The organism is Rugamonas sp. FW305-51, assembly GCF_058786935.1.
Genome location: NZ_JBYSZG010000020.1, coordinates 77,077 through 101,923, shown reverse-complemented (window position 1 = coordinate 101,923; position 24,847 = coordinate 77,077). Strand labels below are relative to the sequence as shown.

Annotated in this window: 29 protein-coding genes; 7 read left to right on the top strand and 22 right to left on the bottom strand. The window is 67.5% G+C overall.

Going from position 1 to position 24,847, the window contains the following annotated elements:
- Positions 1 to 121: 121 nt before the first annotated feature.
- The gene (locus tag AC3WOS_RS15605) at positions 122 to 991 is read right to left on the bottom strand and encodes a serine hydrolase (protein ID WP_492716933.1); all 870 of its coding nucleotides are present in this window, start codon (positions 989 to 991) and stop codon (positions 122 to 124) included.
- A gap of 430 nt (positions 992 to 1,421) precedes the next feature.
- Between AC3WOS_RS15605 and AC3WOS_RS15600 the strand changes: the two genes are divergently transcribed.
- Positions 1,422 to 1,943 carry a GNAT family N-acetyltransferase gene (locus tag AC3WOS_RS15600; RefSeq protein WP_492716932.1) on the top strand — a complete coding sequence of 174 codons (522 nt, stop codon included), beginning with the start codon at positions 1,422 to 1,424 and terminating at the stop codon, positions 1,941 to 1,943.
- Here the strand turns inward: AC3WOS_RS15600 and AC3WOS_RS15595 are convergent.
- Both AC3WOS_RS15595 and AC3WOS_RS15590 read right to left on the bottom strand, forming a co-directional pair.
- Positions 1,940 to 3,553, bottom strand: coding sequence for a cache domain-containing sensor histidine kinase (locus tag AC3WOS_RS15595; protein WP_492716931.1), 1,614 nt, complete (start codon positions 3,551 to 3,553; stop codon positions 1,940 to 1,942). The two genes, AC3WOS_RS15600 and AC3WOS_RS15595, sit on opposite strands and share 4 nt — an antisense overlap.
- Complete coding sequence (locus AC3WOS_RS15590; protein ID WP_492716930.1) at positions 3,553 to 4,200, bottom strand: response regulator; 648 nt, start codon at positions 4,198 to 4,200, stop codon at positions 3,553 to 3,555. The genes AC3WOS_RS15595 and AC3WOS_RS15590 overlap by 1 nt, the downstream gene beginning before the upstream one ends.
- 231 nt (positions 4,201 to 4,431) lie before the next feature.
- Between AC3WOS_RS15590 and AC3WOS_RS15585 the strand changes: the two genes are divergently transcribed.
- A complete protein-coding gene (locus tag AC3WOS_RS15585; RefSeq protein WP_492716929.1) occupies positions 4,432 to 5,130 on the top strand; it encodes a YcbK family protein in 699 nt (232 codons plus the stop codon).
- 57 nt (positions 5,131 to 5,187) lie between these two features.
- Here AC3WOS_RS15585 and AC3WOS_RS15580 read toward each other — a convergent pair whose 3' ends face one another.
- The gene (locus AC3WOS_RS15580; protein WP_492716928.1) at positions 5,188 to 5,400 is read right to left on the bottom strand and encodes a DUF3460 family protein; all 213 of its coding nucleotides are present in this window, start codon (positions 5,398 to 5,400) and stop codon (positions 5,188 to 5,190) included.
- Positions 5,401 to 5,515: 115 nt separating this feature from the next.
- Between AC3WOS_RS15580 and AC3WOS_RS15575 the strand changes: the two genes are divergently transcribed.
- The 4 genes from AC3WOS_RS15575 to AC3WOS_RS15560 all read left to right on the top strand — a co-directional run bounded on the left by AC3WOS_RS15575 (position 5,516) and on the right by AC3WOS_RS15560 (position 9,735).
- On the top strand, positions 5,516 to 5,932 hold the full coding sequence (locus tag AC3WOS_RS15575) for a hypothetical protein (protein WP_492716927.1): 417 nt from the start codon (positions 5,516 to 5,518) through the stop codon (positions 5,930 to 5,932).
- A gap of 25 nt (positions 5,933 to 5,957) precedes the next feature.
- Positions 5,958 to 6,749, top strand: a complete 792-nt coding sequence (locus AC3WOS_RS15570; protein WP_492716926.1) for a transporter substrate-binding domain-containing protein — start codon at positions 5,958 to 5,960, stop codon at positions 6,747 to 6,749.
- A 1-nt stretch (position 6,750) separates the two neighbouring features.
- Complete coding sequence (locus AC3WOS_RS15565) at positions 6,751 to 7,407, top strand: amino acid ABC transporter permease (RefSeq protein ID WP_492716925.1); 657 nt, start codon at positions 6,751 to 6,753, stop codon at positions 7,405 to 7,407.
- A 114-nt stretch (positions 7,408 to 7,521) separates the two neighbouring features.
- On the top strand, positions 7,522 to 9,735 hold the full coding sequence (locus AC3WOS_RS15560; RefSeq protein WP_492716924.1) for a putative bifunctional diguanylate cyclase/phosphodiesterase: 2,214 nt from the start codon (positions 7,522 to 7,524) through the stop codon (positions 9,733 to 9,735).
- Here the strand turns inward: AC3WOS_RS15560 and AC3WOS_RS15555 are convergent, their stop codons facing one another.
- From AC3WOS_RS15555 to flgB, 12 genes are all read right to left on the bottom strand, one after another.
- Entirely contained in the window at positions 9,736 to 10,785 is a 1,050-nt protein-coding gene (locus AC3WOS_RS15555; RefSeq protein WP_492716923.1) for a hypothetical protein, read from the bottom strand.
- Between the two features lie 5 nt (positions 10,786 to 10,790).
- Entirely contained in the window at positions 10,791 to 11,702 is a 912-nt protein-coding gene (flgL, locus tag AC3WOS_RS15550) for a flagellar hook-associated protein FlgL (protein ID WP_492716922.1), read from the bottom strand.
- Positions 11,703 to 11,712: 10 nt separating this feature from the next.
- A complete protein-coding gene (gene flgK, locus AC3WOS_RS15545; RefSeq protein ID WP_492716921.1) occupies positions 11,713 to 13,083 on the bottom strand; it encodes a flagellar hook-associated protein FlgK in 1,371 nt (456 codons plus the stop codon).
- A gap of 90 nt (positions 13,084 to 13,173) precedes the next feature.
- Positions 13,174 to 13,602, bottom strand: coding sequence for a rod-binding protein (locus AC3WOS_RS15540; RefSeq protein ID WP_492716920.1), 429 nt, complete (start codon positions 13,600 to 13,602; stop codon positions 13,174 to 13,176).
- Positions 13,603 to 13,610: 8 nt separating this feature from the next.
- Complete coding sequence (locus AC3WOS_RS15535) at positions 13,611 to 14,729, bottom strand: flagellar basal body P-ring protein FlgI (protein WP_492716919.1); 1,119 nt, start codon at positions 14,727 to 14,729, stop codon at positions 13,611 to 13,613.
- Positions 14,730 to 14,739: 10 nt separating this feature from the next.
- Positions 14,740 to 15,408: a flagellar basal body L-ring protein FlgH gene (flgH, locus tag AC3WOS_RS15530; protein ID WP_492716918.1), complete on the bottom strand. Its 669-nt coding sequence runs from the start codon at positions 15,406 to 15,408 to the stop codon at positions 14,740 to 14,742.
- Positions 15,408 to 16,199 carry a flagellar basal-body rod protein FlgG gene (gene flgG / locus AC3WOS_RS15525; protein ID WP_492716917.1) on the bottom strand — a complete coding sequence of 264 codons (792 nt, stop codon included), beginning with the start codon at positions 16,197 to 16,199 and terminating at the stop codon, positions 15,408 to 15,410. Before flgG ends, flgH begins: the two co-directional genes overlap by 1 nt.
- A 30-nt stretch (positions 16,200 to 16,229) precedes the next feature.
- Positions 16,230 to 16,955, bottom strand: coding sequence for a flagellar basal-body rod protein FlgF (gene flgF / locus AC3WOS_RS15520; RefSeq protein ID WP_492716916.1), 726 nt, complete (start codon positions 16,953 to 16,955; stop codon positions 16,230 to 16,232).
- Positions 16,956 to 16,962: 7 nt separating this feature from the next.
- On the bottom strand, positions 16,963 to 18,207 hold the full coding sequence (locus AC3WOS_RS15515; protein WP_492716915.1) for a flagellar hook protein FlgE: 1,245 nt from the start codon (positions 18,205 to 18,207) through the stop codon (positions 16,963 to 16,965).
- Positions 18,208 to 18,221: 14 nt separating this feature from the next.
- Positions 18,222 to 18,911, bottom strand: coding sequence for a flagellar hook capping FlgD N-terminal domain-containing protein (locus AC3WOS_RS15510; protein ID WP_492716914.1), 690 nt, complete (start codon positions 18,909 to 18,911; stop codon positions 18,222 to 18,224).
- 3 nt (positions 18,912 to 18,914) lie between these two features.
- Positions 18,915 to 19,337, bottom strand: coding sequence for a flagellar basal body rod protein FlgC (flgC, locus tag AC3WOS_RS15505; RefSeq protein WP_492716913.1), 423 nt, complete (start codon positions 19,335 to 19,337; stop codon positions 18,915 to 18,917).
- 25 nt (positions 19,338 to 19,362) lie between these two features.
- A complete protein-coding gene (flgB, locus tag AC3WOS_RS15500; protein WP_492716912.1) occupies positions 19,363 to 19,725 on the bottom strand; it encodes a flagellar basal body rod protein FlgB in 363 nt (120 codons plus the stop codon).
- 164 nt (positions 19,726 to 19,889) lie between these two features.
- On the opposite strand from flgB, the gene flgA reads away from it, so the two are divergent.
- Positions 19,890 to 20,591: a flagellar basal body P-ring formation chaperone FlgA gene (gene flgA, locus AC3WOS_RS15495; protein WP_492716911.1), complete on the top strand. Its 702-nt coding sequence runs from the start codon at positions 19,890 to 19,892 to the stop codon at positions 20,589 to 20,591.
- Here flgA and AC3WOS_RS15490 read toward each other — a convergent pair.
- The 6 genes from AC3WOS_RS15490 to AC3WOS_RS15465 all read right to left on the bottom strand — a co-directional run bounded on the left by AC3WOS_RS15490 (position 20,576) and on the right by AC3WOS_RS15465 (position 24,829).
- Entirely contained in the window at positions 20,576 to 21,364 is a 789-nt protein-coding gene (locus AC3WOS_RS15490; RefSeq protein ID WP_492716910.1) for a glycoside hydrolase family 73 protein, read from the bottom strand. The two genes, flgA and AC3WOS_RS15490, sit on opposite strands and share 16 nt — an antisense overlap.
- Positions 21,351 to 21,788 carry a flagellar export chaperone FlgN gene (gene flgN / locus AC3WOS_RS15485; protein ID WP_492716909.1) on the bottom strand — a complete coding sequence of 146 codons (438 nt, stop codon included), beginning with the start codon at positions 21,786 to 21,788 and terminating at the stop codon, positions 21,351 to 21,353. The genes AC3WOS_RS15490 and flgN overlap by 14 nt, the downstream gene beginning before the upstream one ends.
- Positions 21,785 to 22,063, bottom strand: coding sequence for a flagellar biosynthesis anti-sigma factor FlgM (locus tag AC3WOS_RS15480; RefSeq protein ID WP_492716908.1), 279 nt, complete (start codon positions 22,061 to 22,063; stop codon positions 21,785 to 21,787). Before AC3WOS_RS15480 ends, flgN begins: the two co-directional genes overlap by 4 nt.
- An 88-nt stretch (positions 22,064 to 22,151) precedes the next feature.
- A complete protein-coding gene (locus AC3WOS_RS15475) occupies positions 22,152 to 23,147 on the bottom strand; it encodes a flagellar motor protein MotB (RefSeq protein ID WP_492716907.1) in 996 nt (331 codons plus the stop codon).
- Positions 23,131 to 24,048 (bottom strand): flagellar motor stator protein MotA, encoded by a 918-nt coding sequence (gene motA / locus AC3WOS_RS15470; RefSeq protein ID WP_492716906.1) that lies wholly within the window; start codon positions 24,046 to 24,048, stop codon positions 23,131 to 23,133. Before motA ends, AC3WOS_RS15475 begins: the two co-directional genes overlap by 17 nt.
- Positions 24,049 to 24,100: 52 nt before the next feature.
- On the bottom strand, positions 24,101 to 24,829 hold the full coding sequence (locus AC3WOS_RS15465) for a FliA/WhiG family RNA polymerase sigma factor (RefSeq protein ID WP_492716937.1): 729 nt from the start codon (positions 24,827 to 24,829) through the stop codon (positions 24,101 to 24,103).
- Positions 24,830 to 24,847: the final 18 nt, after the last annotated feature.

Below are 24,847 nucleotides of genomic sequence, written 5' to 3'. Positions count from 1 at the left end.
GGCCTCGGGTGGGCTGGCAGGTGGGGGAGGCGCCCGGCGTACCTGGGCAATATATATTCTGCGGGCAATAAAAAACCGGGCCCTGGGGCCCGGTTTCGGTTGATGCCGGCGCGCCGATGGTTCAGGCGCGGCGGCGGTGGCCGCTGATATGGCCGTGTTTCTTGTGATGGCTGCTCGACGCTGTGACTATTTTGCCTTCTTCTTCTGGTCCGGCAATAAAGCGGCGGATATTGAGCGCATCCATCAGGCGCGCCGAACTGGCCTTGGCATTCAGTAATACCAGGGTGGCGTTCTTGCCGGCCGATTTAATGCGCATGATCAGGCAGCGGCCCGCCTCTTCCGTATAGCCGGTCTTGGACATGCCGATATCCCAACCCTTGGCGCCCACCAGGCGATTGGTGTTGTGATATTCGACCTTGCGGCCTTTGATGTTAATCACATCCTTGGCATCGGTCGTGATGCGGCGGATTTCCGGGTAGGCGGCGGCGGCCGTGGCCATCTTGACCAGGTCGGCGGCCGTCGACTTGTTGTTCGGCGACAGGCCGGTCGGCTCTTCGATCACGGTCTGGGTCAGGCCCAGGGCGTGGATCTTGGCCTTGACGGCGGCCGCGAACGCGGTCGGACCACCGGGATAGGTGCGGGCCAGCGAGGCGGCGGCGCGGTTGTCGGACGACATCAGGGCCAGTTGCAACACGTCGCGGCGGGCGATCTCGGCACCCACCGGCACGCGCGAGGTGCTGTGCTTGAGGGTGTCGACGTCCGTCTTGTCGATGCTGATCATGGCGTCCATGTCAGGCTTGGAGTCCAGTACCACCATCGCCGTCATCAGCTTGGTCAGCGAGGCGATCGGTACTTGCATGTTGGAATTCTTTTCGAGCAGCACTTTGCCGGTGTCGTTTTCGACCACCAGCACAGACTGCGAACCGAGTGGTACTGCGCATGCAGCGACAGCAAACGAACTCAGTACTACAGCAACTATTTTCTTGAGCATGTGGTTTTAGGAGGAAAGAGGAGTCTATCGGACCGCAGGCTGCGGCGCGTCGCACAACATTTCTGGCAATGCGGCAATATTTTCCTGAGGATAGACAATAACATTAAAGTGAATTCTCGTCTATTGAACTTGGGCCAATCGAACCCGGCTGTCGCGCGCAGGACGCGGTCTTGGCCGCAACCTTGCCGCAAGCTGCCGGCGTGCAAGCATCGTGCCGTCATCCACGGTGGCGGCGGCATTCTTGTCCGGCGCGCATGCGCACGGATGGAAAAGTGCGCTCTGGTGTAGAATTCCGGCCGGATCAGGCAGGGCCGGCCAGCCCGGTCGGGCCTGCCCGCAACGGCTTGCCCTGCTTGGTGTATAGTCGCTGCATGCACAGCGTAGCGCCTCAGGCACCACATTTTGCTATTGAAATATTTTGTGAGCGTACATGAGTCTTGAAATTCGTATTGCTGCTTCGACAGATGCTTTTGCAGCATGCAATGTCCTGCGACGTTCTATTACGGAATGTTGTGTGCTGGATCATAAGAACGATCCAGCCATCCTGGACGCCTGGCTGGGCAACAAGACGCCGCAGATGGTGGCGAGCTGGTTCAGTTCGCCCACCAATTTTTCGCTGGTGGCGCTGGAGGACGGCGTCGTCATCGGCGTGGCCCTGTTGACGGGGGCCGGCAAGCTGGCCCTGTGCTACCTGTTGCCCGAGGCGCGCAGCAAGGGCGCCGGCAAGGCCTTGCTGGCGCGCGTGGAACAGCAGGCGTGCAGCTGGGGTGTCAAGGCCCTGCAATTGCACAGTACGGCGACCGGCGAAGCCTTCTTCGCCAGCCAGGGCTATATCCACTCGGGCAAGGTGCGCTCGCCCTATGGCGTGGAAACGATCTTCTTCTGGAAGCAGCTGGGCGCAGGAGCACCCGACGCCAAGCGCAAGCGTTTTTGCAACTGCAATAACGGCTAGTTGCTCATGGCCGGCACCGTGAGCGGCAAGCGCAGTTCCACGGCCGTACCGGGCTGCAGCGGGGAAATCCGCAGGGTGGCCCCTATGCGCCGCGCCCGTAGCCGCATATTGGCCAAGCCGTGTCCGCGGCTGTCCGCATCGGGCTCGAATCCGCATCCATCATCACGTATCTGTGCCGAAAACGCATCCGTCGAAAAGTGCAGGTCGACCGTGACGGCGTGCGCGCCGGCATGGCGCAGGACATTGGTCAGCGCCTCCTGCAGGATGCGCAGCACTTGCAAGCCGTCGTGCGGGGCAATTGCCAGCTGCTCGGGCAGGTTGTGGTTGGTCCAGCGCAATGCCAATCCCACGCCCTTGCAGCGCGCTTCCATGCGGTAGCGGAAGTTGCCCAGCACGGGCAGCAGATCGGGCTCGTCCGGCGACAGGGCGTCGATCGCCAGCCGCATGTCATCCATACATTCCTGCAGCATGGCGACCGTTTGCGCCGTGCCGGCGTTGCCGCTCTGGACCAGCATCAAGGTCGATACCAGGGTCGAACCTACGCCATCGTGCAAATCCTGCATGATGCGCAGCCGCTCTTCGTTGGCCGCATGTTCGCGTTCGAAGCCGCGTAATCGCTGCTGGTTGGCGCGGCGTTCGCGCCAGAAGCGGATCAGGAGCCAGGCCCCGGCGCTGCTGGCGAGTACGCACAGCAGCATCAGCAGCAGGGCCAGCAGCACTTCCTTGCGCCATTTTTGCAGGTAATCGTCGGTGGCCAGGCCGACGCTGAAGTACAGGTTGCGCGGCAGTAGCAGGACCTGGTCGTCGAACACGCGTTGCAGCGAGATCAGCCGTTCGAGGCCATCGTAGCGGGAGCGGAACAGATAGCTGTCCGGCCGGTGCCCCGTGCGTACGTAGTCGCGCAGCCTGGGCGAGGGAATCAGGGTGCCCGTCATGCTGGCATCCTCGCGCAGGTTGGCATAGCGGGCGTAGACCAGTTCGTCGGCCGACGCCAGCGTCATGGCGCCGTGCGGCCCCACCCGTATCAGCGAAAAGGCATGGCCCAGCCGTTGCAAGTTCACTTCGGCGCAGACGATGCCGTCGAAGCGGCCGTCGGCCTTGCGCAGCGCGCGGGCGAACTGCACATGCCACTGCTGCGGGGCGGCGTCGTGCTGCGGCCGGCTCAGCGCCAGGCCAGGCGCCGTGCTGTCGCGCAGGGCAAGGAAGTAGTCCTGGTCGGCCACGCTGCTGCGCGCCCCTGCCTCCAGCGGCGGGCCGTAGCGTTGCCGGCCGGCCGCATCGTACACGCGCAGGGGGCGCAGCGCAGGCTGGCGGTCCTGCTGGCGCTGCAGCAGCGCGGCCAGCGGTCCGGCCGATTGCGGTTCGGGCAACTCGGCGATGTCGAGCGCCAGGCTGTCGAGCGCCATGTCGATCTCCCGGACGGTGGCCGAGATGTTTTCCTTCAGCACGGTGGACAGGTTGTGCGCCGTGTTGGCCGCGTGCTCCTGCTGCTGGCGGTAGCTCTGGCGCAGGAACAGCAGCAGGATGGCGCCGATCACGAGGTTGAGCACGATCACGGCGCCGATCACCTGGCGCGCCAGGGCCGGACGGGACGGCGGCGCGGCCGGCATTACAGCCAGCCCAGGGCGGTCGCTTCGTAGACGGCCTCGCCGCGCGAGTGCACGGCCAGCTTCTTGTAGATGTTCTTGACGTGGCGCGCCACGGTGTGGGGCGAAATCTCGTACAGGACGCCGATTTCGATGAAGGTCAGGCCCTTGGCCAGGGCCCGCAGCACTTCCATTTCGCGCCCGGTGAGCAGGCTGCGCGCCCGCAACGCGTCGCCGGCGCCGGGCGGGCGGCCCTGCAGGCGTTGCAGGATCTTGCGCGCGATCACGGGGCTGACGGGGGCGCCGCCGTCGCGCAGGGTGCGGATGCCGTCGAGCATGTCGGCCGGCGAGCTGTCCTTGAGCAGGTAGCCGCTGGCGCCCGCTTCGATGCTGGCCAGGATGTGGGCGTCGTCGCCGAACACGGACACCACCACCGCGTCGCATGCCGGATGGCGCCGCACGGCCTGGCGTATCACGTCCACCCCGTCCATGTCGGGCAGCCCGAGGTCGATCAGGTAGACGTCGGCCCGGCTCCGTTCCAGCATGGCCAGGCCATCGCGGCCGTTGGTGGCCGTGCCCACCAGCCGCATGTCCGCAGCGGCATCGACCATGGCCGCGTAGCGGCGCAGGAAGTCGCGGTTGTCTTCAATGATTGCGATAGTCGTTTGCATCTTGCCCTGCAATGTTGAAGCGTCGTCAATCGGCACATGGTAGCTGATGGATGAACCAAACTGCAACTTTGAAAGTGACGGACGGGCGCCGCCGCAGGGCGGCGGGGCATGAAAAAAGTTGGCTTCGGGCGGCGCGCGGAGGTTTCTCATTTCCCTCCGCTACGTTATAGTAAGCGCATTGTTTTTATAGGCAGCAATATGGTAACGCGCAGAACTTTTCTTCAACAGGGAATGGGCTTGACGGCCACCGCTTTCCTGGGCACGCCGCTGATCGGCTGTGCGGCGCGCAGCGTCACCCACACGGCGGCCGCGCCCGTGAAACCGGCCCCGCACGCGGCGGCCGCCAAGCCGGCCCGGCCCGTCACCCTGGCCCAGGCCGACACGCCGGCCCCGCCGGCCGAGCTGGCGCCGCCGCCGGACATCTTCGACGCCCAGGCGCTGGACCTGGAATTCTGGCTCAAGCCGCGCGTGATCGACGTGACGCGCCCGGCCAGCGGCGAACGGGCCAGGATACTGTACTGGAAGGATGGCGACATCATCGATTCGGCCTACCAGGAGCTGTGCCACCTGATGCGCGACGTGAACGGCAAGGAAACGGCGCCCATCGATCCCAAGCTGTTCGAGACGCTGTGGGGCACCCAGGCCTTCGTGGCCCGCTACGGCATCGAACAGCCGCTCGAGATCCTGTCGGGCTACCGCACCGCCAGTTCCAACCGCAAGCTGATCGAGGCCGGCGTGCCGGCGGCGCGCCAGTCGCTCCACATTTCGGGCCGGGCGGCCGACATCCGCATCGCCAACCTGAACGCGGAAGTGCTGGGCGGCCTGGTGCGCAGCTTCCGCCAGGGCGGGGTGGGCTTTTATTACCGGGCCGGCCCGCGTGGCGGCTGGATCCATGCCGATACCGGGCTCAAGCGCACCTGGCAGGGCTGAGCACGCGCCTGCGGCCCGTGTCGCGCACGGGGCGCGCACGCGTCGTGCACGGGCAGCTCACGTGTAGTAATAGGGCGGCAGCGGCACGTTGTCCTGCTGCGCCCGTTCCAATTCGTCGAGCTTGACGGGCCGTTCCCACCAGATGCGCCAGCCCAGTTGCTGGTCGCGCACCACGGCGGGATGCTCGTGCAGATAGCCGTCGATGAAGCGGGTGAATTCGGACTGGTAGACCGCGCCGCCGGGACCATACCAGCTGGGTCGGTGTTTCATGGCGTCCTCCTTGGCAGACTGGCTGCGTCACGTACTACCATGCTAGTCCTTTTTCGCCCCGTGTGCCGGGAGCGGATCGGGTAAACTAGGGCAACGAACTCAACCCGGGAAGACCATGCAGCAAAACAATGACAGCGGCGCGCCGCGCTTCAAGCCGGTGCCGTGGATGGCGCTGGAGGACGCGGCCGACGTCGAGCTGTGGATAGAGGAACACAACCGCAGCATGCAGGACCACATCGGCCGCCACGAAACCGGTTACGGCGTGTGCTTCACGCTGGCCGAAGGGGGCGAAATCTTCCTGCAGACCAGCCCGGACGGCGCCGTCATCCTCGATGTGACGCCGGAGGCGGCCTGGGTGGCGCCCCTGATCGCGGCCGTGGCCCGGATCGAGCCGCCCCAGGGGGCGCTGTGGGTGCTGCCGGACGACAAGCTGATCCAGCTGATGATAGGCTTGAGCAGCCTGATCGCCAGTTCCATGCTGGTGGTGGGCCATCCGTTCGGCCGCCGCCGTCACGCCGGCCTGGCGCGCTGAAGCGATCACCGACCACGGGAGCACCATGACGACACCGACCTGGCGCTTGATGGGACTGCTGCTGGCAGGCGCGCTGCTGGCGGCCGGGCCGGCCGCCGCGGCCGACCTGCTGGCCACCGTGCAGGCGCGCGGCACGCTGCGCGTGGCGCTCGAGGGCAGCTACCCGCCGTTCAATTTCAAGGACCCCAGGACGGGCGCCCTGGCCGGCTACGACGTGGACGTGGCGCGCCTGCTGGCGGGCCGGCTGGGCCTGAAGGCGGAATTCGTCAGCACCGAGTGGTCCGGCATCCTGGCCGGCCTGGCCGGCAACAAGTACGACGTGATCGTCAACCAGGTGGGCATCAACGCCAAGCGCGAGCTGGCCTTCGATTTTTCCCTACCCTACACTTATTCGACCCCGCAGCTGATCGTGCGCAAGGACGAGCCGGCCAACTATGCGAGCCTGGCCGCGCTCAAGGGCAAGCGGCTGGGGGTGGGGCAGGGCAGTGTGTACGAACAGCAGGCCAGGAGCGTGCCCGGGATCGAAGTGCGCAGCTACCCGGCCGCGGCCGAGACCATGCAGGACCTGGCCGCCGGGCGCATCGACGCGGCCCTGAACGACAGCCTGATGGTGGCCTGGCTGCTGAAAAACACGCGCCTGCCGCTGAAGGCCGGGGCCCGCGTGGGCCAGCTGGAACGGATGGGCATCCCTTTCCAGCGCGGCAATCCCCGTTTCAAGGCCGCGCTCGACAAGGCGCTGGCCGAGGCCGGCGCGGACGGCAGCCTGCAGGCCATTTCGCTCAAGTGGTTCGGCACTGACGTCAGCCGGGCCCCCTGAGATGGAGATCCTGGCCCTGCTGCGTGAAGCGGCGCCGGCCATGTTGCGCGGCACCGGCTACACGCTGCTGTTCGCGCTGGCGGCCATGCTGGGCGGGCTGCTGCTCGGTTTTCCCACCGCCGTGTTGCGCGGCCTGCCGTGGCGCGCCGTGCGCTGGCCGGCCGCCCTGTATGTGAGCGTGATGCGGGGTACGCCGCTGCTGGTGCAGATCTTCGTGCTGTATTACGGCTTGCCCAGCGCGGGCATCGAATTTTCACCCGTCACGGCCGGCGTGCTGGCGCTCAGCCTCAATGCCGGCGCCTACCTGTCGGAAAGCCTGCGCGGCGCCATCGCCGCCGTCGGGCCCGGGCAGTGGGCCGCCAGCTACAGCCTGGGCCTGGGCTACTGGCGCACCCTGTACCATGTGGTGCTGCCGCAGGCGCTGCGGGTGGCCGTGCCGGCCATGAGCAATACCCTGATCAGCCTGATCAAGGATACCTCGCTGGTGTCCGTCATCACCATGACGGAGCTGATGCTGGCCACCAAGGACGTGATCGCCGTGACGTTTCGCCCCTTGCCCCTGTATCTGGCGGCGGCCGCCGTCTACTGGCTGCTGAGCCTGGCGTTCGAGGCCGTGCAGCGGCGCGCCGAGCGCCGCTTGAACCGGGCCCATCGCTAGCACACTGCGCAGGACGCTCGACAGGGTCGGACTTAAATGCTAGGCTTGAATCGCCGAAATTTATTATCCTAATTGCATGACTTAGCCATTGCGCGCCTGGCGCGGAAGGGAATCATGGACGACGAATCGCAGGCGGCCAGCCGGCCCGGGCGCCACGCCACCATGGCGGCCATGCTGGCGCCGCTGGCCGACATGGCCGTGCCGCTGGCGCCGGGCGCCGGCGCCGCGCTGGCCGCGCAGGCAGGCAACAGTCCGCTGACGCCGGAACGGCTGCGGCTGGAGCAGGAGCATGCCTATTTCAACGATATCTACCTGCTGGCGCCGGTCGGCTATTTCGTGCTGGGGCTGGACACGACGATATTGCAGATGAACCTGGTGGGCGCAGACCTGCTGGGCGTGCCGCGCCAGAATCCCGAGCGCGTCCATTTCCGCAACTTCGTCTGCCCCCGTTTCCTGGCCGATTTCGACCGCTTCGTGCAGGCCGCCGTCAACAGCAGCGACGCCCAGCGCTGCGACTTGCAGTTGCTGCGCGCCCACGAGCAGCACGGCTTTCCGGCCACGCTGCGCGCCAGCGCCGACCTGGGCGGCCAGGCGTTCCGGGTGGTGCTGGAGCTGGCCGAGGGCAAGCTGGCCGCGCTCGAGCGCAGCGAGGAGCGGTTCCGGCGCATCGTCCACACGGCCGAGGAAGGCATCTGGGAAATCGACGACCAGGCCCGCACCAGCTTCGTCAATCCCAAGATGGCCGCCATGCTCGGCTATACCATCGAGGAGATGCTCGAGCAGCCGCTGGTCAACTTCATGGACGAGGAGGGCCGCACCATCCTCGAGCGCAACATCGCGCGCCGCCGCGACGGCATCGCCGAGCGCCATGAATTCAAGTTCCAGCGCAAGGATGGCAGCGAGCTGTGGGCCACGCTGGCCACCAATCCCATCTTCGATCCGCAAGGCCTGTACCTGGGGGCGCTGGCGCTGGTGACGGACATCACGGCGCGCCGCGAGACGTCCGAGCTGATCTGGCGGCAAGCCAATTTCGACGCCCTCACGGCCCTGCCCAACCGCCACATGTTCCAGGACCGGCTGGGCCAGGAAATGAAGAAGGCGCGCCGCGAAGGGCTGTTCCTGGCCCTGCTGTTCATCGACCTGGACGGCTTCAAGCAGGTCAACGACACGCTCGGCCACGCCCAGGGCGACGCCCTGCTGGTGGAGGCGGCCAGCCGCATCGGCGCCTGCGTGCGCGCTTCCGACACGCTGGCCCGGCTGGGGGGCGACGAATTTACCATCATCCTGTCGGGGCTGGACCATGTGTCCAGCGTGGAGCGTATCGCCCAGAACATCCTGGCCAACCTGAACCGGCCGTTCCAGCTGGGCGAACAGCAGGGCCGGGTGTCGGCCAGCGTGGGCATCGCCCTGTTCCCGTCCGACGCGGACGAGCCGGACGAGTTGCTGCGCCACGCCGACCAGGCCATGTACGCGGCCAAGCACGGCGGGCGCAACCGCTACAGCTATTTCACGCCGGAATTGCAGCACGCGGCCCAGGCCAGGCTGCGGGTGGGCCAGGACTTGCGGCTGGCCCAGGCCCAGGGCCAGTTCGAGTTGCACTACCAGCCCATCGTCAGCCTGCGCAGCGGCACCATCGAGCGGGCCGAGGCGTTGCTGCGCTGGCGCCATCCCGAGCGCGGCCTGCTGGCGCCGGCCCAGTTCCTGCCGCAGGCTGAATCGGGCGGCCTGATGCTGGGCATGGGCGACTGGGTGTTCCGCCAGGCCGCCGCCCAGGCCCGGCTGTGGCAGCAGCGCTTCGGGGCCGGGTTCCAGATCAGCGTCAACCTGTCGCCGGGCCAGCTGCGCGGCGAGCCGGCCCTGTACCGGGGCTGGCAGGAATGCGTGCAGGCGCTGGGCTTGCCTGCGCGCAGCATCGTGCTCGAGATCGGGGAGGGGGTGTTGCTCGACAGCGCCAGCCCGGTGGTGGCGCGGCTGCGCGCCTTGCGCGAGATGGGCTTGCAGGTGGCGCTGGACGACTTCGGCACCGGTTACTCCTCGCTGGCCCACCTCAAGCATTTCGACATCGATTATCTCAAGCTCGACCACAGCTTCGTGCGCGAGCTGGCGGCCGACACGGGCGACCTGGCCTTGTGCGAAGCGGTGATCGCCATGGCCCATAAACTGGGCTTGCGGGTGGTGGCGGAAGGGGTGGAGACGGCCGCCCAGCGCGAACTGCTGGCGCTGGCCGGCTGCGACTTCGGGCAAGGCTATGTGTATGCGCAGGCGCTGCCGGCGGACCAGTTCACGGCGCTGGCCGAGCGCGGCCTGCCGCCCCCGGCGCCGGCCTGATCAGCGCAGGCCCAGCAGCGAAACGACGCGCTCGCGGCTGATGCCGGCCAGGGCCGACGTGATCGACAGCAGCGACTGGTAGCCGGGCTGGCTGGTGGTGGTGACGAAATTCTGCGCCACCTGGCCCATGCCGGCCTGGTCGGTGCCCGCCGTCGCGGCGACCGGCAGCGCGCTGCTGGCCTGGCTCAGGGCGCCGTTGACGGCAGCGATCGCCTGTTCCACCTGGGCCAGTGCCTGCACCACTTGCTGCAAGGTCTGGCGCAGGGCATCGGCGTCCGACGTCTGCCAGCTGTCGGGATCGATGGCCGGCGCTTCCGGTTCGGCCTTGATCCGGTTCAGCTGGCCGGCCGGGAAGCGGATGCCGCCACCTTGCACGGCAAAGCTGTCGCGCACGCCGGCCCAGTCCCCTTCCGCAGTGGAAAACGCCAGGTTGCCGTCGTCGTCGGTCGATACCCGCACCCCGGCCGGCGCCAGCGCCTCGTCGAAGCGCTGGGTGATGTCGTCGTCGCTCAAGCCCGGTTCCAGGCTCACCGAGCGCAGGCTCTGGGCGCTGGCGCCGACGGCGATGGCCAGCACTTCGCGCCCGCCGCTGCGCAGGTGGGCCAGGTTCATGCCGCGCACCGTGAAGCGCTGCTGCGACGGCTTGCGGCCGTAGGCCAGGCGGGCGTCGAGCGTGCCGCCGGAGGCGCTGTGGCGCGTGCGCCAGGTGCTGCTGAACTGGCGTACGCGCGCTTCGATGGTGCCGTCGCGTACCTGGTGGGCGGCCAGCTTGGCCGACAGGTCCGACTTCAGGCTGCGCAGCTGGGCCGCGCTCTGTTCCAGGAAGTCCAGCGCCTGCTGGGCGCCGGAAATGTCGCCCTGCTGCGGCACGTTGCCCTGGTTGATGCCGCGCCGCAGCGGGGCGGCCGCCGTGGGCGTGGGCGTGACGGGGGTGGCCGTGGCCGCGCGCTCGCCGTCCAGCCCCAGCGCGGTGCCATCGGCCGGACCGGCGCCGGCGCCGGCGAGACCGGGGGCGCTGGCGGTGGGGGAGAGGGTTTGAGCGATTTGCATACGGATTACAGGACGTTAAACAGGGACAGGCCGCTGACCTTGGCGTAAGCCTTGTACGACGATTGCAACGCCAGGTTGTAGCCGTTCAGTTCGGTGGCCGCCAGGCCATAGTCGAGCTGGCCCAGCGTGGTCAGCGCGGTCTGGTTCGACAGGCTGACGTTGGCGTGGTTGTTGGCCAGCGTGGTGAGGATGTTCTGGGCCCCGCCGAAGTCGGCGATCTTGCCGGAAATGAGGTCCAGCGTGCTGCTGGTGCCGTCCAGGTTGGCGCTCAGGGCCGCCTTCAGCGATGGCGTGGCCGGCGTCACGCCGGGCGCGCTCAGTTCGGCGATCGAGGTGTCCATCTGGTTGAGCAGGGTTTCCAGGCCCGACACGTCGACGTTGGCCACCTGGGTGACGCCATTGCCCACCACCACCTGCTGCTGGCCGGTGTTGCCGGTGTAAGTGTAGCGCGAACCGATGGCGGCGGCCGGGTCGTAGGTGATGGCCTGGGTATTGGTCAGGGTGCCGGAGAAGATGTAGCGCCCCTCCTGGTCCTTGACGTTGGCGCCGTAGAACAGGCTGTCGCGCAGCGAGCTCAGGGGCGTGACCATGGAGCCGAGGTCGGCCGCCGCGTTGCCGCCGTCCGAGGCCCACACCAGCAAGTCCTGGGCCTGGTTGATGTCGGCCGTCATGGAAGTCAGATAGGTCTCGTTCTTTTCCAGGCGGATCTTGATGGCGCCGATGTTTTCCCGGTACTGGCCGACGATGGCCTCTTCCCGGGTCAGGCGCGACAGGCGCACATTGGTGACCGGGTCGTCCGAGGGCAGCTGGATCTTGTTGCCCGAGGCCATCTGGTCGGTCAGCTGGGCCAGCTTGTCCTGGTTGAACTGCAAGCCGCGGTTCATGGTGGCTTGGAACTGGCTGGTGGCGATACGCATCGTGGACTCCTTAACCGAACATCTGCAGGGTGGACTCGAACAGGGTGTTGGCGACGGCAATCACCTTCATGTTGGCCTGGTACATATTCTGGTATTCCACCAGATTGATCGCTTCCTCGTCCGAATTGACGGCGCTGGTCGACTTCCAGTCGTCCTCGGCCTGCTGGCGGATGGTGGTGGCCGTGTTGAGCAGCGACTGGTTCTGCGCGCTGTCGATGCCCAGCTTGCCCACCAGCTGGGTGTCGGCGTCGCCCAGCAGCACGCTGCCGATCGAGCTCAGGTTGACGCTCTGGTTCTTGATGTCGATCAGTTGCTGCAGGTTGCTGCTGTCGCCGGGCGTGCCGTCGGTCGAGAAGGCCAGGTCGGCCGCCTTGAAGCCGGCCGTCGTCTCGAGCAGGCCGGTGGCGCTGGCCGGGTTGTACACCAGCAGCGGGCCGCCGGGATTGCCGGCCGCGTCGAAGCCGGCCGCCAGTTGGGTGTTGACCTTGTCGGCCAGCTGGCTGGCCATGTCGGCGATCGATTGCTGCAGCGGCTTGAGGGTGTTGGTCTGGTAGTCGCTCAGTCCGCCCAGCTGGCCGCCCACCTTGGTGTCGTCAAGCTGGAACTTGGTGTTGGCGAAGCTGACCGTCAGCACCGGGCTGCCGGCGCTGGTGTCGAAGGTCATGGTGGCGGCCAGGTTGCCCGCCACCAACGGCTGGCCCCCCTTGAGCGACACGCTGCGGCTGCCGTCCGGGTTTTCATTCACTTCCAGCGCCACCTGGTTGGACAGGCCGTCGATCAGCTGGTCGCGCTTGTCGATCAGGGCCGAGGTATTGGTGCCCAGCACGCCCACGGCCGCGATCTGCTGGTTGAGCGAGGCGATGCCCTGCAGCGTCTGGTTGATCTGGGGCAGGATGGCGTCGCGCTGCTGCTGGATCGAGATCAGCTGGTTGGCCGTCACGTTGTAGATGCTGTTGATGTGCTGCGACATGGCGCCGGCCGCCGTCACCACCTGCTGGCGCAGCGGGGTGGAGGTGGGGTCGACGCCGGCCGCGTTGAGGGCCTTGAAGAACTGGTCGACGCCGGCGCTGATGCTGGACTGGCTGTCGTTCATCACCCGTTCCATCTGGGTCAGGTAGGGCTGGACCTGGGTATGGGTGCCGAGCGCGGAATTGGCGCGCCACATCTGCTGGGTCTTGTAGGCATCGCTGAAACGCAGCAGGGCCGACACCTGCACGCCGTTGCCGGGCAGCTTGCTGCCCGCGTCCGGCTGCACGGCCGCCAGCAGCAAGCCCTGGCGGGTATAGCCCTTGGTCTGCAGGTTGGCGATGTTCTGGCTGGACGTGTTGAGGGCGGCCTGGGCAGCCAGGGCGCCGGTCAGCCCGTTATAGGAGATGCTCATAATGCAAGGGTCTTTCCTGGTTGAGGCCTGCGGCCGCGGCGGCTGGGCGCCGCCCGCGTCAGCGGTCCGTTAACGCTACAGGGCGACCATTTATTGCCGCCGATTAAGAGGAAATGCCGTTTTTTCCGTGCCGGCCACGGTGCTGGCCGTCTGCCCCGGGGCGGCAGCCGGCGGCGCGGCCGGCGGCAGCAGCTGGCGCAGGATGGCGTCGGCGATGCCGAAGGCGCGCTGGCCGGCCATCTTGTCGGCCACCAGGTTGTCGGCCAGGTCCAGCATGTCGCTGGTGACGGGATCCTTGAACACGCTGTCCTCGCCGGCCAGGGCACGGGTGCCGGCCCGCATCTGGTGCAGCATGTGGCCGATAAAGAAGCTTTCGAACTTGACGGCCGCGCCGGTGGCCTTGCCGCGGTAGTCGGCGTCGGCGGCGCTCTCGCCGGGGGCCGGCGGCGCCGGCGGCGTGTCGCTCAACTGGTCGACGGTGCCCAGGCGCAGCGTGCTGGGATCGAATGGGGTGTGCATGGGCTTCCTCAGATGACGACCAGTTCGCCTTCGATGGCGCCGGCCTGGTCGAGCGCCTGCAGGATGGCCATGATGTCGTCCGGCGAGGCGCCCAGGCTGTTGATGACGTCGATGATGGCCTGCAGCTTGGCGCCGGCCGGCCACTTGAACATCTGGCCCGAGCCCTGGTCCACCGACACCTGCGACTGCGGGGTGGTGGTGGTGCTGCCCTGGCTGAAGGGGGCGGGCTGGCTGACCTTGGAGCTTTCCGAGATCACCACCTTGAGCGAGCCGTGGGTGACGGCGGCGGCCCGTACCCGCAAGCCGTCGGCGATCACCACGGTGCCGGTGCGCGAGTTGAACACCACCTTGGGCACGTCGTCGCCCACGTCGATGGCCAGCGTTTCGAGCTTGGCCATGAAGGCCACGCGCTGGGTCGGGTTGGCCGGGGCGACCACGTCGATGGTGGTGGCGTCGGCCGTGGTGGCGATGTCGCCGAACTTGCGGTTGATGGTGTCGACGATGTTGATGGCCGTCTGGAACTGGGGGTGGCGCAGCGACAGGCGCACCGTGGGCCGGGTGGCGAAGTCGGTGCTGATCTCGCGTTCGATGGTGGCGCCGCTGGGGATGCGGCCCGAGGTGGGGGTGTTGACGGTGACCGACGAGCCGCTCTTGCCCGTCGCGTTCAGCCCGCCCACCACCAGGTTGCCCTGGGCCAGGGCATACACTTCGTTGTCGGCCGCGCGCAGCGGCGTGAGCAGCAGGGCGCCGCCGCGCAGGCTCTTGGCGTCGCCCATGGACGAGACGGTGACGTCGATGTTCTGGCCCCGGCGGTAGCCCTGGGGGAACACGGCGCTGACCATGACGGTGGCCACGTTCTTGCTTTTGGCGTCAGTGCCGTCGGGCACCTTGACGCCGAACTGCTTGAGCATGTTGATCACGGACTGGCTGGCGAACTTGACCTGGGTCGAGTCGCCGCTGCCGTTCAAGCCCACCACCAGGCCGTAGCCCACCAGCGGGTTGTCGCGCATGCCTTCGATGCTGACCAGGTTGCGCAGCACCTGGGCCGCGCGGGCCGGCGCCACGGCGCCCAGCATGGCGCACAGCAGCACGGTGCAAGAGAAGAGGGTGGAGCGGGGCAAAGTCATGGCGGCGGCCTCAGAAAGGCATCAATGGACCGTTGAAGAAGCGCGTCAGCCAGCCCGGGCTCTGGCTGTCGGCCAGCGTGCCCTGGGCGGAATAGGCGATGCGGGCGTTGGCGATGCGCTGCGACGACACCTGGTTGTCGGCGTCGATGTCGGCCGCCCGCAGGTAGCCGCGCAGGCGCACGAATTCCTCGCCCTGGTTCAGGGTCAGGCTTTTCTCGCCGGCCACCCGCAGCAGGCCGTTGGGCAGCACTTCCTGCACGATCACGGTGATGGCACCCGTCAGCGCGTTCTGCTGGGTGCTGGTGGCGTCGCCGGCGAACGAGCGCTGGGCCGAGGTGTCCAGGCCCAGCTTGGGCAGCGTCTTGCCCAGCACGCTGGGCGCGGTGACGGAGGCCGCGCTGTCCTTGGAGAAGCTGGTGCCGGCCTTCTTGCTGGCCTGGGTGGTTTCGAGCAGGTTGACGGTGACCACGTCGCCCACCCGGAACGCGCGCGAGTCCGACGTCAGCGACAGCGTCAGGTCGGCGCTGAACACGCCGCCCGAGGTGCCCTTGGGGCCGACGAAGCGCGACACGGCCGGCGGTTCGTCCATGGGCCCGGGCCGCACGGGCGGCGGCGCCAGGCTGGCGCAGCCGGCCAGGCCCAGGGCCAGCAGCGCGCACGCGGGCAGGGCGGCTTGCATCAGCGGGCCGCCTGCGACAGGTATTGCAGCATGTTGTCGGCCGCCGTCAGCACCTTGGTGTTCATCTCGTAGGTGCGCTGGGCGGCGATCATGTCGACCATCTCTTCGACCACCTGGACGTTGGAGCCTTCCAGCGCGCCCTGTTTGAGCTTGCCCAGCTGGGCTTCGCCCGGCTTGCCTTCCGTGGGCGTGCCGCTGGCGGCCGTTTCCTGGAACAGGTTCTCGCCCAGGGCCAAGAGGCCGGTGGGGTTGATGAAACTGGTCAGGGTCAGCTGGCCCAGTTCGCTGCCGGCCGTGTTGCCGGGAATGGTGGCCGTGACCATGCCGTTCTCGCCGATGGTGATGGCGGTGGCGTTGGCCGGCACCGTGATCTGCGGGATCAGGGGCAGGCCGTGGGCGTTGACGAGGATGCCGTTGGCGTCCACCTGCAGCTGGCCGGCCCGGGTGTAGGCCGTCTCGCCGTTGGGGCGGCGCACGGACAGGAAGCCGTTGCCGGTGATGGCCACGTCGAGCGCGTTGCCCGTCGTTTGCAGGCTGCCGGTGGTAAACACCTTCTGCGTGCCCACCATGTGGGTGCCGTTACCGAGCTGCACGCCGGACGGCGCCAGCGTGTTGTTGTCGGCGCGCTGGGTGCCCGGCTGCTGCTCGATCGAGTAGAACAGGTCCTCGAACATCACGCGGTCCTTCTTGAAGCCGACCGTGTTGACGTTGGCCAGGTTGTTGGCGATGGCCTGCAGTTTCTCATCCTGGGCCTGGACCCCGGTCTTGCTGATCCACATTGCTGGATTCATGGTATTCCCCTGTAATGGTTACGCGGGCGCTCAGGCGCCCATCAGCTTGTTGCCGGACTGGACGTTGGTATCGGCCGCCGTCAGCAGCTTCATCTGGATTTCAAAGGTGCGGTTCAAGCTCATGGTGGCCACCATTTCCTCCACGGCCGACACGTTGCTGCCTTCCAGGTGGCCGGCCCGCACCAGCACGGTGGGGTCGGTGGGCAGGGGCTGGCCGTTGCGGGCCACCAGCAGGCCGGCTTCGTTCTTGGTCAGCTCCGAGCTTTCCGCCTTGACCAGCTTGAGCTTGTCGATGGTCTGCATGATGGCCGTGCCGGGACTCTGGATCGACACGGTGCCGTCCTGGCCGATGGCGATCTTGGTGTATTCGGGCACGGCGATGGGGCCGCCCTCGCCGAGGATGGTGTTGCCGTTCACCTTGAGCGTGCCGTCGGCGTCGAGCGTGATGGCGCCGGCCCGGGTGTAGGCTTCGCCCGTGGGACCCTGGACGGCGAAGAAACCGTCGCCGCTGATGGCCACGTCCAGTTCGCGGCCGGTGGCCTTGAGGGTGCCGGGCCGGGTCGAGACGGCGTTGGCCTGCAGTTGCGACATGTGGCGGTCGTCGTAGCCGTAGCCGGACAGGGGCTGGGCCGTGGACAGTTCCATGTTGGCGCGAAAGCCGCCCGTGTCCATATTGGCCAGGTTGTTGGCGTGCACCTGTTGTCCGCGCAGGGCCCGTTCGGCCCCGCTCATGGCGGTGTAGATCAAGGCATCCATGGCGGCCTCAGATTGCCTGCATCAGCGACTGCATCATGGTGCTTTCCGTCTGGATCACCTTGGAATTGGCCTGGTAGTTGCGCTGCGACGTCATCAGGCCCACCAGCTCGGAGGTAATGTCCACGTTCGACTGTTCCAGCGCGCTGGTGTTGAGCGAACCGGCCATGCCGCTGCCGGGCGTGGTCACCAGGGCCGTGCCGGAACCGGTGGAGGCGATCCAGCTGGTGTCGTTGACGGACTCCAGCGCGCCTTCGTCGGGGAAGGTGGCGATGGCGATCTTGCCCACCGACTGTTTCTGGCCGTTGGTGTACTTGGCGATGACGGAACCGTCGGTCGCCAGGTCGACCCCGGCGAAGGTGCCCGAGGCGTAGCCGTTGACGGCGTTGGTGGAGGTGGTGGCCTCGCCGGCGAACATGGTGGTGCCGGTGTAGTCGATATCGACGGTCTTGAGGGCGGCGCCGGAAGGGGTGGTGATGGCCGTCAGGTCGAGCGCATACTGGCCCACGGGCGGGCCGGCCGGGGCCGTCAACTGGCCGGTGGTGGTATCGAAGCCCAGCGTTTCCGAGGCGCCGGTGTCGGTGCCGTCGAGCACATAGTGCACCAGCACGCTTTCAGTGGGGGCGGCCGGCGCCTGCGCCACGAAATACTGGGTCAGCGTGTGCTGGCCACCCAGGGTGTCGTACACGATGGAGGACTTGGACATATTGAACGTGGTGGGGTCGGCCAGCACGGCCGTGGCCGCGTCGGGCGCCACCCAGGCGTTGGCCGGCGGGGTCCAGTCGGCCGACAGGTTGCCCACATAGCTCATCTTGTCGGACGGCACGGCCGGGATCTGGCCGGTGGGGATGGCCAGGTCGCCCAGCGCGCCCAGGATGGTGCTGGGCGGCTTGAGGCCGAAGCCCTGCACGCGGCGCCCGGTGGCGTCCACCAGGAAGCCGGACTTGTCGGCGTCGAAGATGCCGACCCGGGTGTACTGGGTCTCGTTCTGCGCCGTCTTGGTAACGAAGAAACCGCGGCCATTGATCGAGGCATCGAGCGAGCGGCCCGTGTTGAGTACGCCGCCGGACAGGCCGATGCTTTGCGTGACAGACCCGATTTCCGTGCCGGTCGGCTGGCTGCCCGCCACCAGTGCCGAAAAGTTGGCGCGTCCGGACTTGAAGCCGAAGGTCCCCGCGTTGGCGATGTTGTGGCTGACGGTGTCGAGCTGCTCGTTGATGGCCTGGATGCCAGACAATGCGATATCGAAACTCATGACGGAGTCCTTTCTTAGAGACTAGATTGAGTGGCGGAAGCGGAGGCGACGGATTTGCCGTTGAAGGCGGTAATGGCGGTGGGCGCCACGTCGCCCACATGGGCGACGCTGATGACGATGCTGCCGGTGGGCGACAGGCGCACGCTGTTGAGGCGCCCGGCCAGGTCGATCGGCGGCACTTCCTTGGTGCTGGTCTGCACCGACATGGTGTAGGTGCCCGGCGGCAGGCCCAGCGCCGTGGGGTCGATGGCGAACGGCACCGTGCCGGCCGCCTGCACGCCCAGGTTCACATTGTGCTTGTTGCCGGCTGCGTCGGTCAGCACCAGCGTGGTGCTGGTGCTGGTGCTGCCCAGGGTCATCTGGCCATGCACGGTGCTGTTGTCGAGCGTGACGGTGGAACTGGTGGCCATCACGTCCGAACCGACCTGGGCCCCCAGGGCCAGCACTTGCATGCTTTGCAGCACGCTGGCGTTGGCGCTGGTCAGGGTCGACAGGTTCTGCAGCGACTCCGTCTGCGACAGCTGGGTCAGCTGGTTGATGAACTGGCTGGGGTCGGTGGGCGACAGCGGATCCTGGTTCTTGATCTGGGCCACCAGCAGCTTGGTAAACATGTCCTGGGTCTGGCTGGCCGTGTTGCCCGTGATGTTGGTGGCGCCGGTGTTGCCGGCGCCGGCGGCGGCATTGTTGAGGAGGCTCGTTTGCATGGCTTAACCTTCACCGAGTTTAAGGAGGGATTGTTGCATGGTGCGGATGCGCCCCAGCACTTCGACATTGGTCTCGAAGGCGCGCGAGGCCGACATCATGTCGGTCATCTCGGCCACCTGGTTGACGTTGGGATAGAACACCATGCCGTCCGCGTTGGCCATCGGATGGCCCGGGTCGTACACCTTGCGCAGCGGCTCGCTGGACTCGACCACGTCGAGCACCTGCACCTTGCCGCTGGCCGCGTCCATGGCGTCGATCGACTCCGTCATGACGGCCGCGAACACGGGCTTGCGGGCACGGTACGTGTCGGCCTCGGTGCCGGCCACGGAATCGGCGTTGGCCAGGTTGCTGGCGATGGTGTTGAGGCGCACGGTCTGGGCCGCCATGGCCGAACCGGCAATCTCCGAAATACTCTTGAATGACATGGCGTCTCCTGGCGCGCGGCGCCGCTTATTGTCCGTTGATGGCCTTGGCCAGGCCCTTCAGCGTCATATTGATGAAGGTCAGGCTGGTCTGGAAGTCGTTGGCATTCTGGGCGAAGGCGGCCTGCTCGACCCCGATCTCGACCGTGTTGCCGTCGCGGCTGGGGTGGTAGGGCACGCGGTACAGGGCGTTGCCGTCGCTGTCGAAAGCGGGCACGCCGTCGGCCGCCTCCTGGGTGCTGGCCAGCATGGCGCCGAAATCCATGTCCTGGGCCTGGAAGCCGGGCGTGTTCTCGTTGGCGATGTTGGAGGCCAGGATGCGGGTGCGCTCGGCCCGCAATTGCAGCGCTTCCGGGTGCAGGCCCACGGCATCCTTGAAATTAATCCCCATCTGTCTTCCCCTGTTTCTTGGCAATGAACGCGGTGGTGGGCACGGCAACGGCCCCTCCCCATGTAAAATGGCGGCCGACGGCGTCACGCGCCCCCGCCGCTCCTGGCATCATAGTAGAGGTATTGCTCATGCTCAACAAATCTATTGTAACCCGATCCGGCCTGATGTTGCTCAACGGAATTTTCACGTTGGCCCAGGCGGCCGCGCCCGGTCCCGAGCAAGTGCTGGCCCAGGTCCAGCTGGCGGCCCGCGCCCATGTACTGGCGCAGGCCGCCAGCGCCGGGCTGAGCGCGCCGCAGGCCGAGGTGAGTGTGGTGCGCGGCAGCCGGCCGCTGGCCGCCTGCGCCCGGGCCGTGACGGTGGAGGCGGTCGACACCCGGCTGCCGGCGCGCATGCGCTTTGCGGCCGTCTGCCCCGGTCCGGACGGCTGGCGGTATGAATTCGTGGTACGGGCCCAGGTGTCGGCGCAGGTGGTGGTGAGCGCCACGGACATTCCGGCCGGCAAGGTACTGGCCGAGGAGGACCTGTTGCTCGAGCGCCACGAGCTGGCCTCGCTGGCGGACGCCGTGGCCGCGCCGCGCGACGTGCTGGGCATGACGGGCAAGCGCACCTTGCGCAGCGGCGAAGTGTTGCGTATGGGATTGCTGGCCGCGCCCACCGTCGTCAAGCGCGGCGACGCCGTGCGCATCGTGGCGCGGCGCGAGCAGATCGAAGTGAGCATGGCCGGCGAGGCGCTCGACAGCGGCGCCAGGGGCGCGCTGGTGCGGGTGCGCAACGCCAACGGCACCGTGTTGCGGGCCCGGGTCACGGGCGAGGGGACGGTGGAACCGGCCGACATGCCTGTCTCCGCTCAATCGCCGGACTGAGGCAGGGCGGCGCCGCGCTGCAGGCGCGCCGCCAGCGTGCTCAGCTTGTCGGCATAGGCCGGATCGGTGGCGTAGCCGCCGCGCGCCAGCCCCTGGGCGAACGCGCGTGCGTCGTCGCCGGCCTGCAGCGCACCCTGGAAGCGGGGATTGCCGGCCAACAGCTCGGCGTAGTCGCGAAAGGCGCTGGCCGCGTCCGGGTAGCTGCGGAACCGTTCCACCTTCTTGATGGGGGTGCCGTGCACGTATTCGGTGGTGGTGGCGTCGGCCACGGCGCCGCGCCAGCCGGCGCCGGCCTTGAGGCCGAACAGGTTGTTGCTGTCGGCGCCGCCGGCCCGCAGCGGATGCTGGCCCCAGCCCGATTCGAGCGCCGCGTGGGCCGCCACGATGTGGGGCGACACGCCCAGCCGGGTGGCCGTTTCCTCGGCCCAGGGCTGTATCGAGGCGAGAAACTGTTGCTGCACTTCCCCGTCCCGGGCGCCGGCCGTGGCGCCGGCTATCGCGCCCGGCCGCGCCTGCTGGCGCAGGGCCATGCCGGCCGCGCTCAAGCCCGGCGGCGGGGCCGATGGCGTGGCCGAAGCGGCGCTGCCGTGGGCCAGGAACTGGGTCACCTCGTCCTGCACCTGGCGGAAGGTGGCGCCGAAACCGGCGCCGCCGGCCGGCGCGCTCCAGCCGCCGAAGGCGGCCGGCAGGGCCGCGGCGGGGCGGGCCGAAGACATGTTCGAGACGGTGGCCGCAGTCGGGGGTGTGGGCTGCATGCCGTCAAGCTGGCGCATAAATGAACTCCTCGCCATGCAGCACGCGCTGCATGATGCTGTATTGCTCTACCAGCAAGTCGCTGTTGCGCTTGCCCAGGCGTTTGCACTCGCGCACGCTGTGCTCCAGCGTCTGCCAGTCCGCAGCCATTCTCTCCCGTGCCGGATTTTTCAGCAAGGCAAATGCCTGGCTCATGGTGCCCTGCGGCCCCAGCAAGCGTTGTACCAGCGCCACGCGCGCCGCGCGGCGCCCCTCCATGGTGTCGACCAGGGCTGAAATGGCGTCGGCCAGCTCGGTCAGGCGGGCGCTCTGGTGGCGCACGGCGGCGTCGAACTGCTGCTCGAGCAAGTCGTGCAGCTGGGGATAGGCCAGCAGGTCGGCCGCCAGCCCTTGCAGCAGGGCCCGCATGGCATCCTGGCGGCTGGCCGGGCTGGCCGCGGTCACGACTCGCTCCCGTGGAAGCGCTGGATCAGGCCGGCCAGCTTGGCCGGGTCGAACGGCAGCTCGCCCTTGGCCAGCGCATCGCGCAGCAGGGCTACCTTGTCGTGGTCGATATCGTCGGGCATGGCGCGCAGGGCGGCCAGGGCCGGTTGCAGTACGGCCGACTGCAGCGGCGCCTCGGCCGCCGCCGGCGCGACCGGGGCGGGCGCCTCGGCCGGGGCACTGTCGGCCACGCGGGTGACGGCCAGGCCGTCCGGGGTGGCGGTGGAAATTCTCATGCGGCTGCCTCGTGTGGTCTTGGTTTCCATGTCAGTCCGCCTGGCGCCGGCACCGGCGTGAAGTGGTGGTGGTGGTGCGCATGCGCTGTTACCTCGGGTGGGCTTGCTTGTCCGCCTGCGGCAGCAAGCGCTCGCGCAGCTTTTGCAGCACGCTGTTGTCGGGCAGGGCGGTGTCGATGTCTTGCGTCAGCGCGCTCTTGTTGTTGGGCACGCCGAACATGGCGGCGATGCTCTTGGCCTGGCCGGTGGTCAGGATCAGCAGTTCGATGCGGCGGTTGACGCCGGCGTCGGCCCGCTTGGCGTCGAGCGGGGCGCGGTCGGCCATGCCGACCACCTGCAGCACGGAATCGGGATTCATGCTGCCGGCCAGCAGCTGGGCCCGCGCCGACATGGCCCGGTTGCTCGACAGGGTCCAGTTGGAGAAGGCCGAATAGCTGGTGTCGGCGTACTGCAGCGAATCGGTGTGGCCGACCACCAGCATCTGGTTTTCCATGCGCGCGAACAGGGGGCCCATCTTGCGCAGCAGGGCGCGGAACTTGTCGGTGGGGACGGCGCTGCCGCGCACGAACATGCCCTGGTGGTCGGTGTCGTGCAGCATCACGCGCAAGCCGTAGGGGGTGACGATGGTTTCCAGGTTGCTGGTCAGGCCGAATTCGGCGCTCATCTGGGTCAAGGCCTTGGACAGCGCTTGCAGGTCGTTGGGGCTGTCGTATTTGACCTTGGCCGGCGGCGTCACCACGGGGGCCGCTTCGCCGCTGGCCAGCTGGGCGCCGGGCGCGTCCGAATTGCCGGTGCGCGGCATGGGGAAGCGTTCGATCAGGCTGCCGCGCGGGCCGCCCACCTGCTCCGGCATCACGCCCTTGCCCTGGTCGGTCTTGGCGCCGTCCGCTTCCGTCAGGATTTGCTGCAGCGATTCCGTGTTGCGCGAGGCCATCAACCACAGCACGAGGAACAGGCAGGAGAGCGCCAGGCAAAAGTCGGCGAACGCCACTTTCCAGGCGCCGCCGTGCTCGTCGTGCGCGTGCTTGCCGCCGCCGCGCTTGACGATGGTTTGTTCGTGACCCTTGTCATGCGGCTTTAGCACGGCCACCTCCCCGGCGCGACGTGGCTTCCGGCTCGCTGTCGCGGCCTTCCAGGTCGTTGATCCAGCGCTCGAGCTGGGCGAAGCTGGGCTTGATGTTGAGCTGCACCAGGCGCCGTCCGGCGTCGATGGCCAGCAGCGGCGGCTTGCCGGCCACGTGGGTCACCAGCACCACCTTCACGCATTCCTTGTTGGACGATTCCTGGCCCACCAGCTGCTTCATCATGTTGGAAATGGGGTCCAGCACGCCGTAGCAGAAGAAGATGCCGATGAAGGTACCCACCATGGCCGCGCCCACGTGCTCGGCGATGTCGCCCGAGCTGGCCCCTTCGCTCACCGTGTTCATGGTGATCACGATGCCCAGCACGGCGGCCAGGATGCCGAAGCCGGGCATCGCTTCGCCGATCTTGTTGAGCGACTTGGCCGGCTGGTTCAGTTCCTCGTGGATGGCGTCCAGTTCCTGGTCCAGCACGCCTTCGAGCTCGTGCGCACTGATCTTGCCCATCGCCATCAGGCGGAAGTTGTCGACGATGAAGGCCAGCAGCTTCGATTCCTCCAGCACGCGCGGATAGCGCTGGAACAGGGGGCTGTCCTTGGGCGCTTCCACGTGGGCGTCGAGCGCCTTGAGGCCGCCGGCGGCCAGCTGCAGCAGCTCGTACATGAGCAGCAGCAACTGGCGCTGGAATTCCGAGTCGTACTTCTTGCGGGTGACGATCTTCTTGATCTGGCTGCCCATCTCGGCCAGCACGTGGCGCGGATTGCCCAGCACGATGGCGCCCAGGCCGGAACCGGCGATGACGATCAGCTCGATCGGTTGCCAGATCTGATGGAAGGACCCGCCCATCATGAAAAAGCCGCCGAAGACGCTGCCCAGTACGATAAAGATGCCGATTATTTGTTGCATGATGATGCGCCTTTCTGCTTCATGTTCTAATCCCAGTGGTGCCCGCTGGCCGTCAGGTGCTCTTCAGCACCGCTTTCATCTTGCCCAGGGCCGCCTTGTTCAGCTGGCAGACCCGGGCATCGGTCAAGTCCAGCACGGCGGCAATTTCCTTGTAGCTCAGTTCAAACTCGTAATACATCTGCACCACCCGCTGTTCGCGTTCGTCCAGGCCCCGCAGCGCCTGCTCCAGGCTGCGCCGCACCATCAGCTGCTCTTCCGGGCTGGGCGCGCTGTCCTGGCCCACGCTGTCCTGCAGCACTTCGTCGAAGCTGGCGATCAGTTCCGCGCTCTCGTCGAGCTGGTAAGCCTGGTAGGCTTCCGGCGTCAGCCCCAGGCCGCTGATGATGTCCTGCTCGCTCGGCTCGCGCCCCAGCTTGCGGGTCAGCGCGCGCACGGCGTCGCGCAGCTTATGGCTGTGCTGGCGCACGGCGCGCGGCCGCCAGTCCTGGCGCCGCAGTTCGTCCAGGATGGCGCCGCGGATACGCAGGCTGGCGTAGCTGCCGAAGGCGGCGTCCGGTTCGCCGTAGCGGCGCAGCGCTTCGAGCAGGCCCATCAGGCCGATCTGTTCCATGTCGTCGCGGTCGATGGCGCCGGCCACTTGCGAATTAAGCTGGCGCACGATGCGCTTGACCAGCGGCGCGTAGGACAGCAGGTGGCGCTGCTCGTCCGCCGCGCTCAGCGTCACCGGTGCGCCGCCGTCGCCGGGCAAGGCGCCGTAGGCATCCGGTTCCATGTAGGCCATGCCCGCCCCCAGTGTATT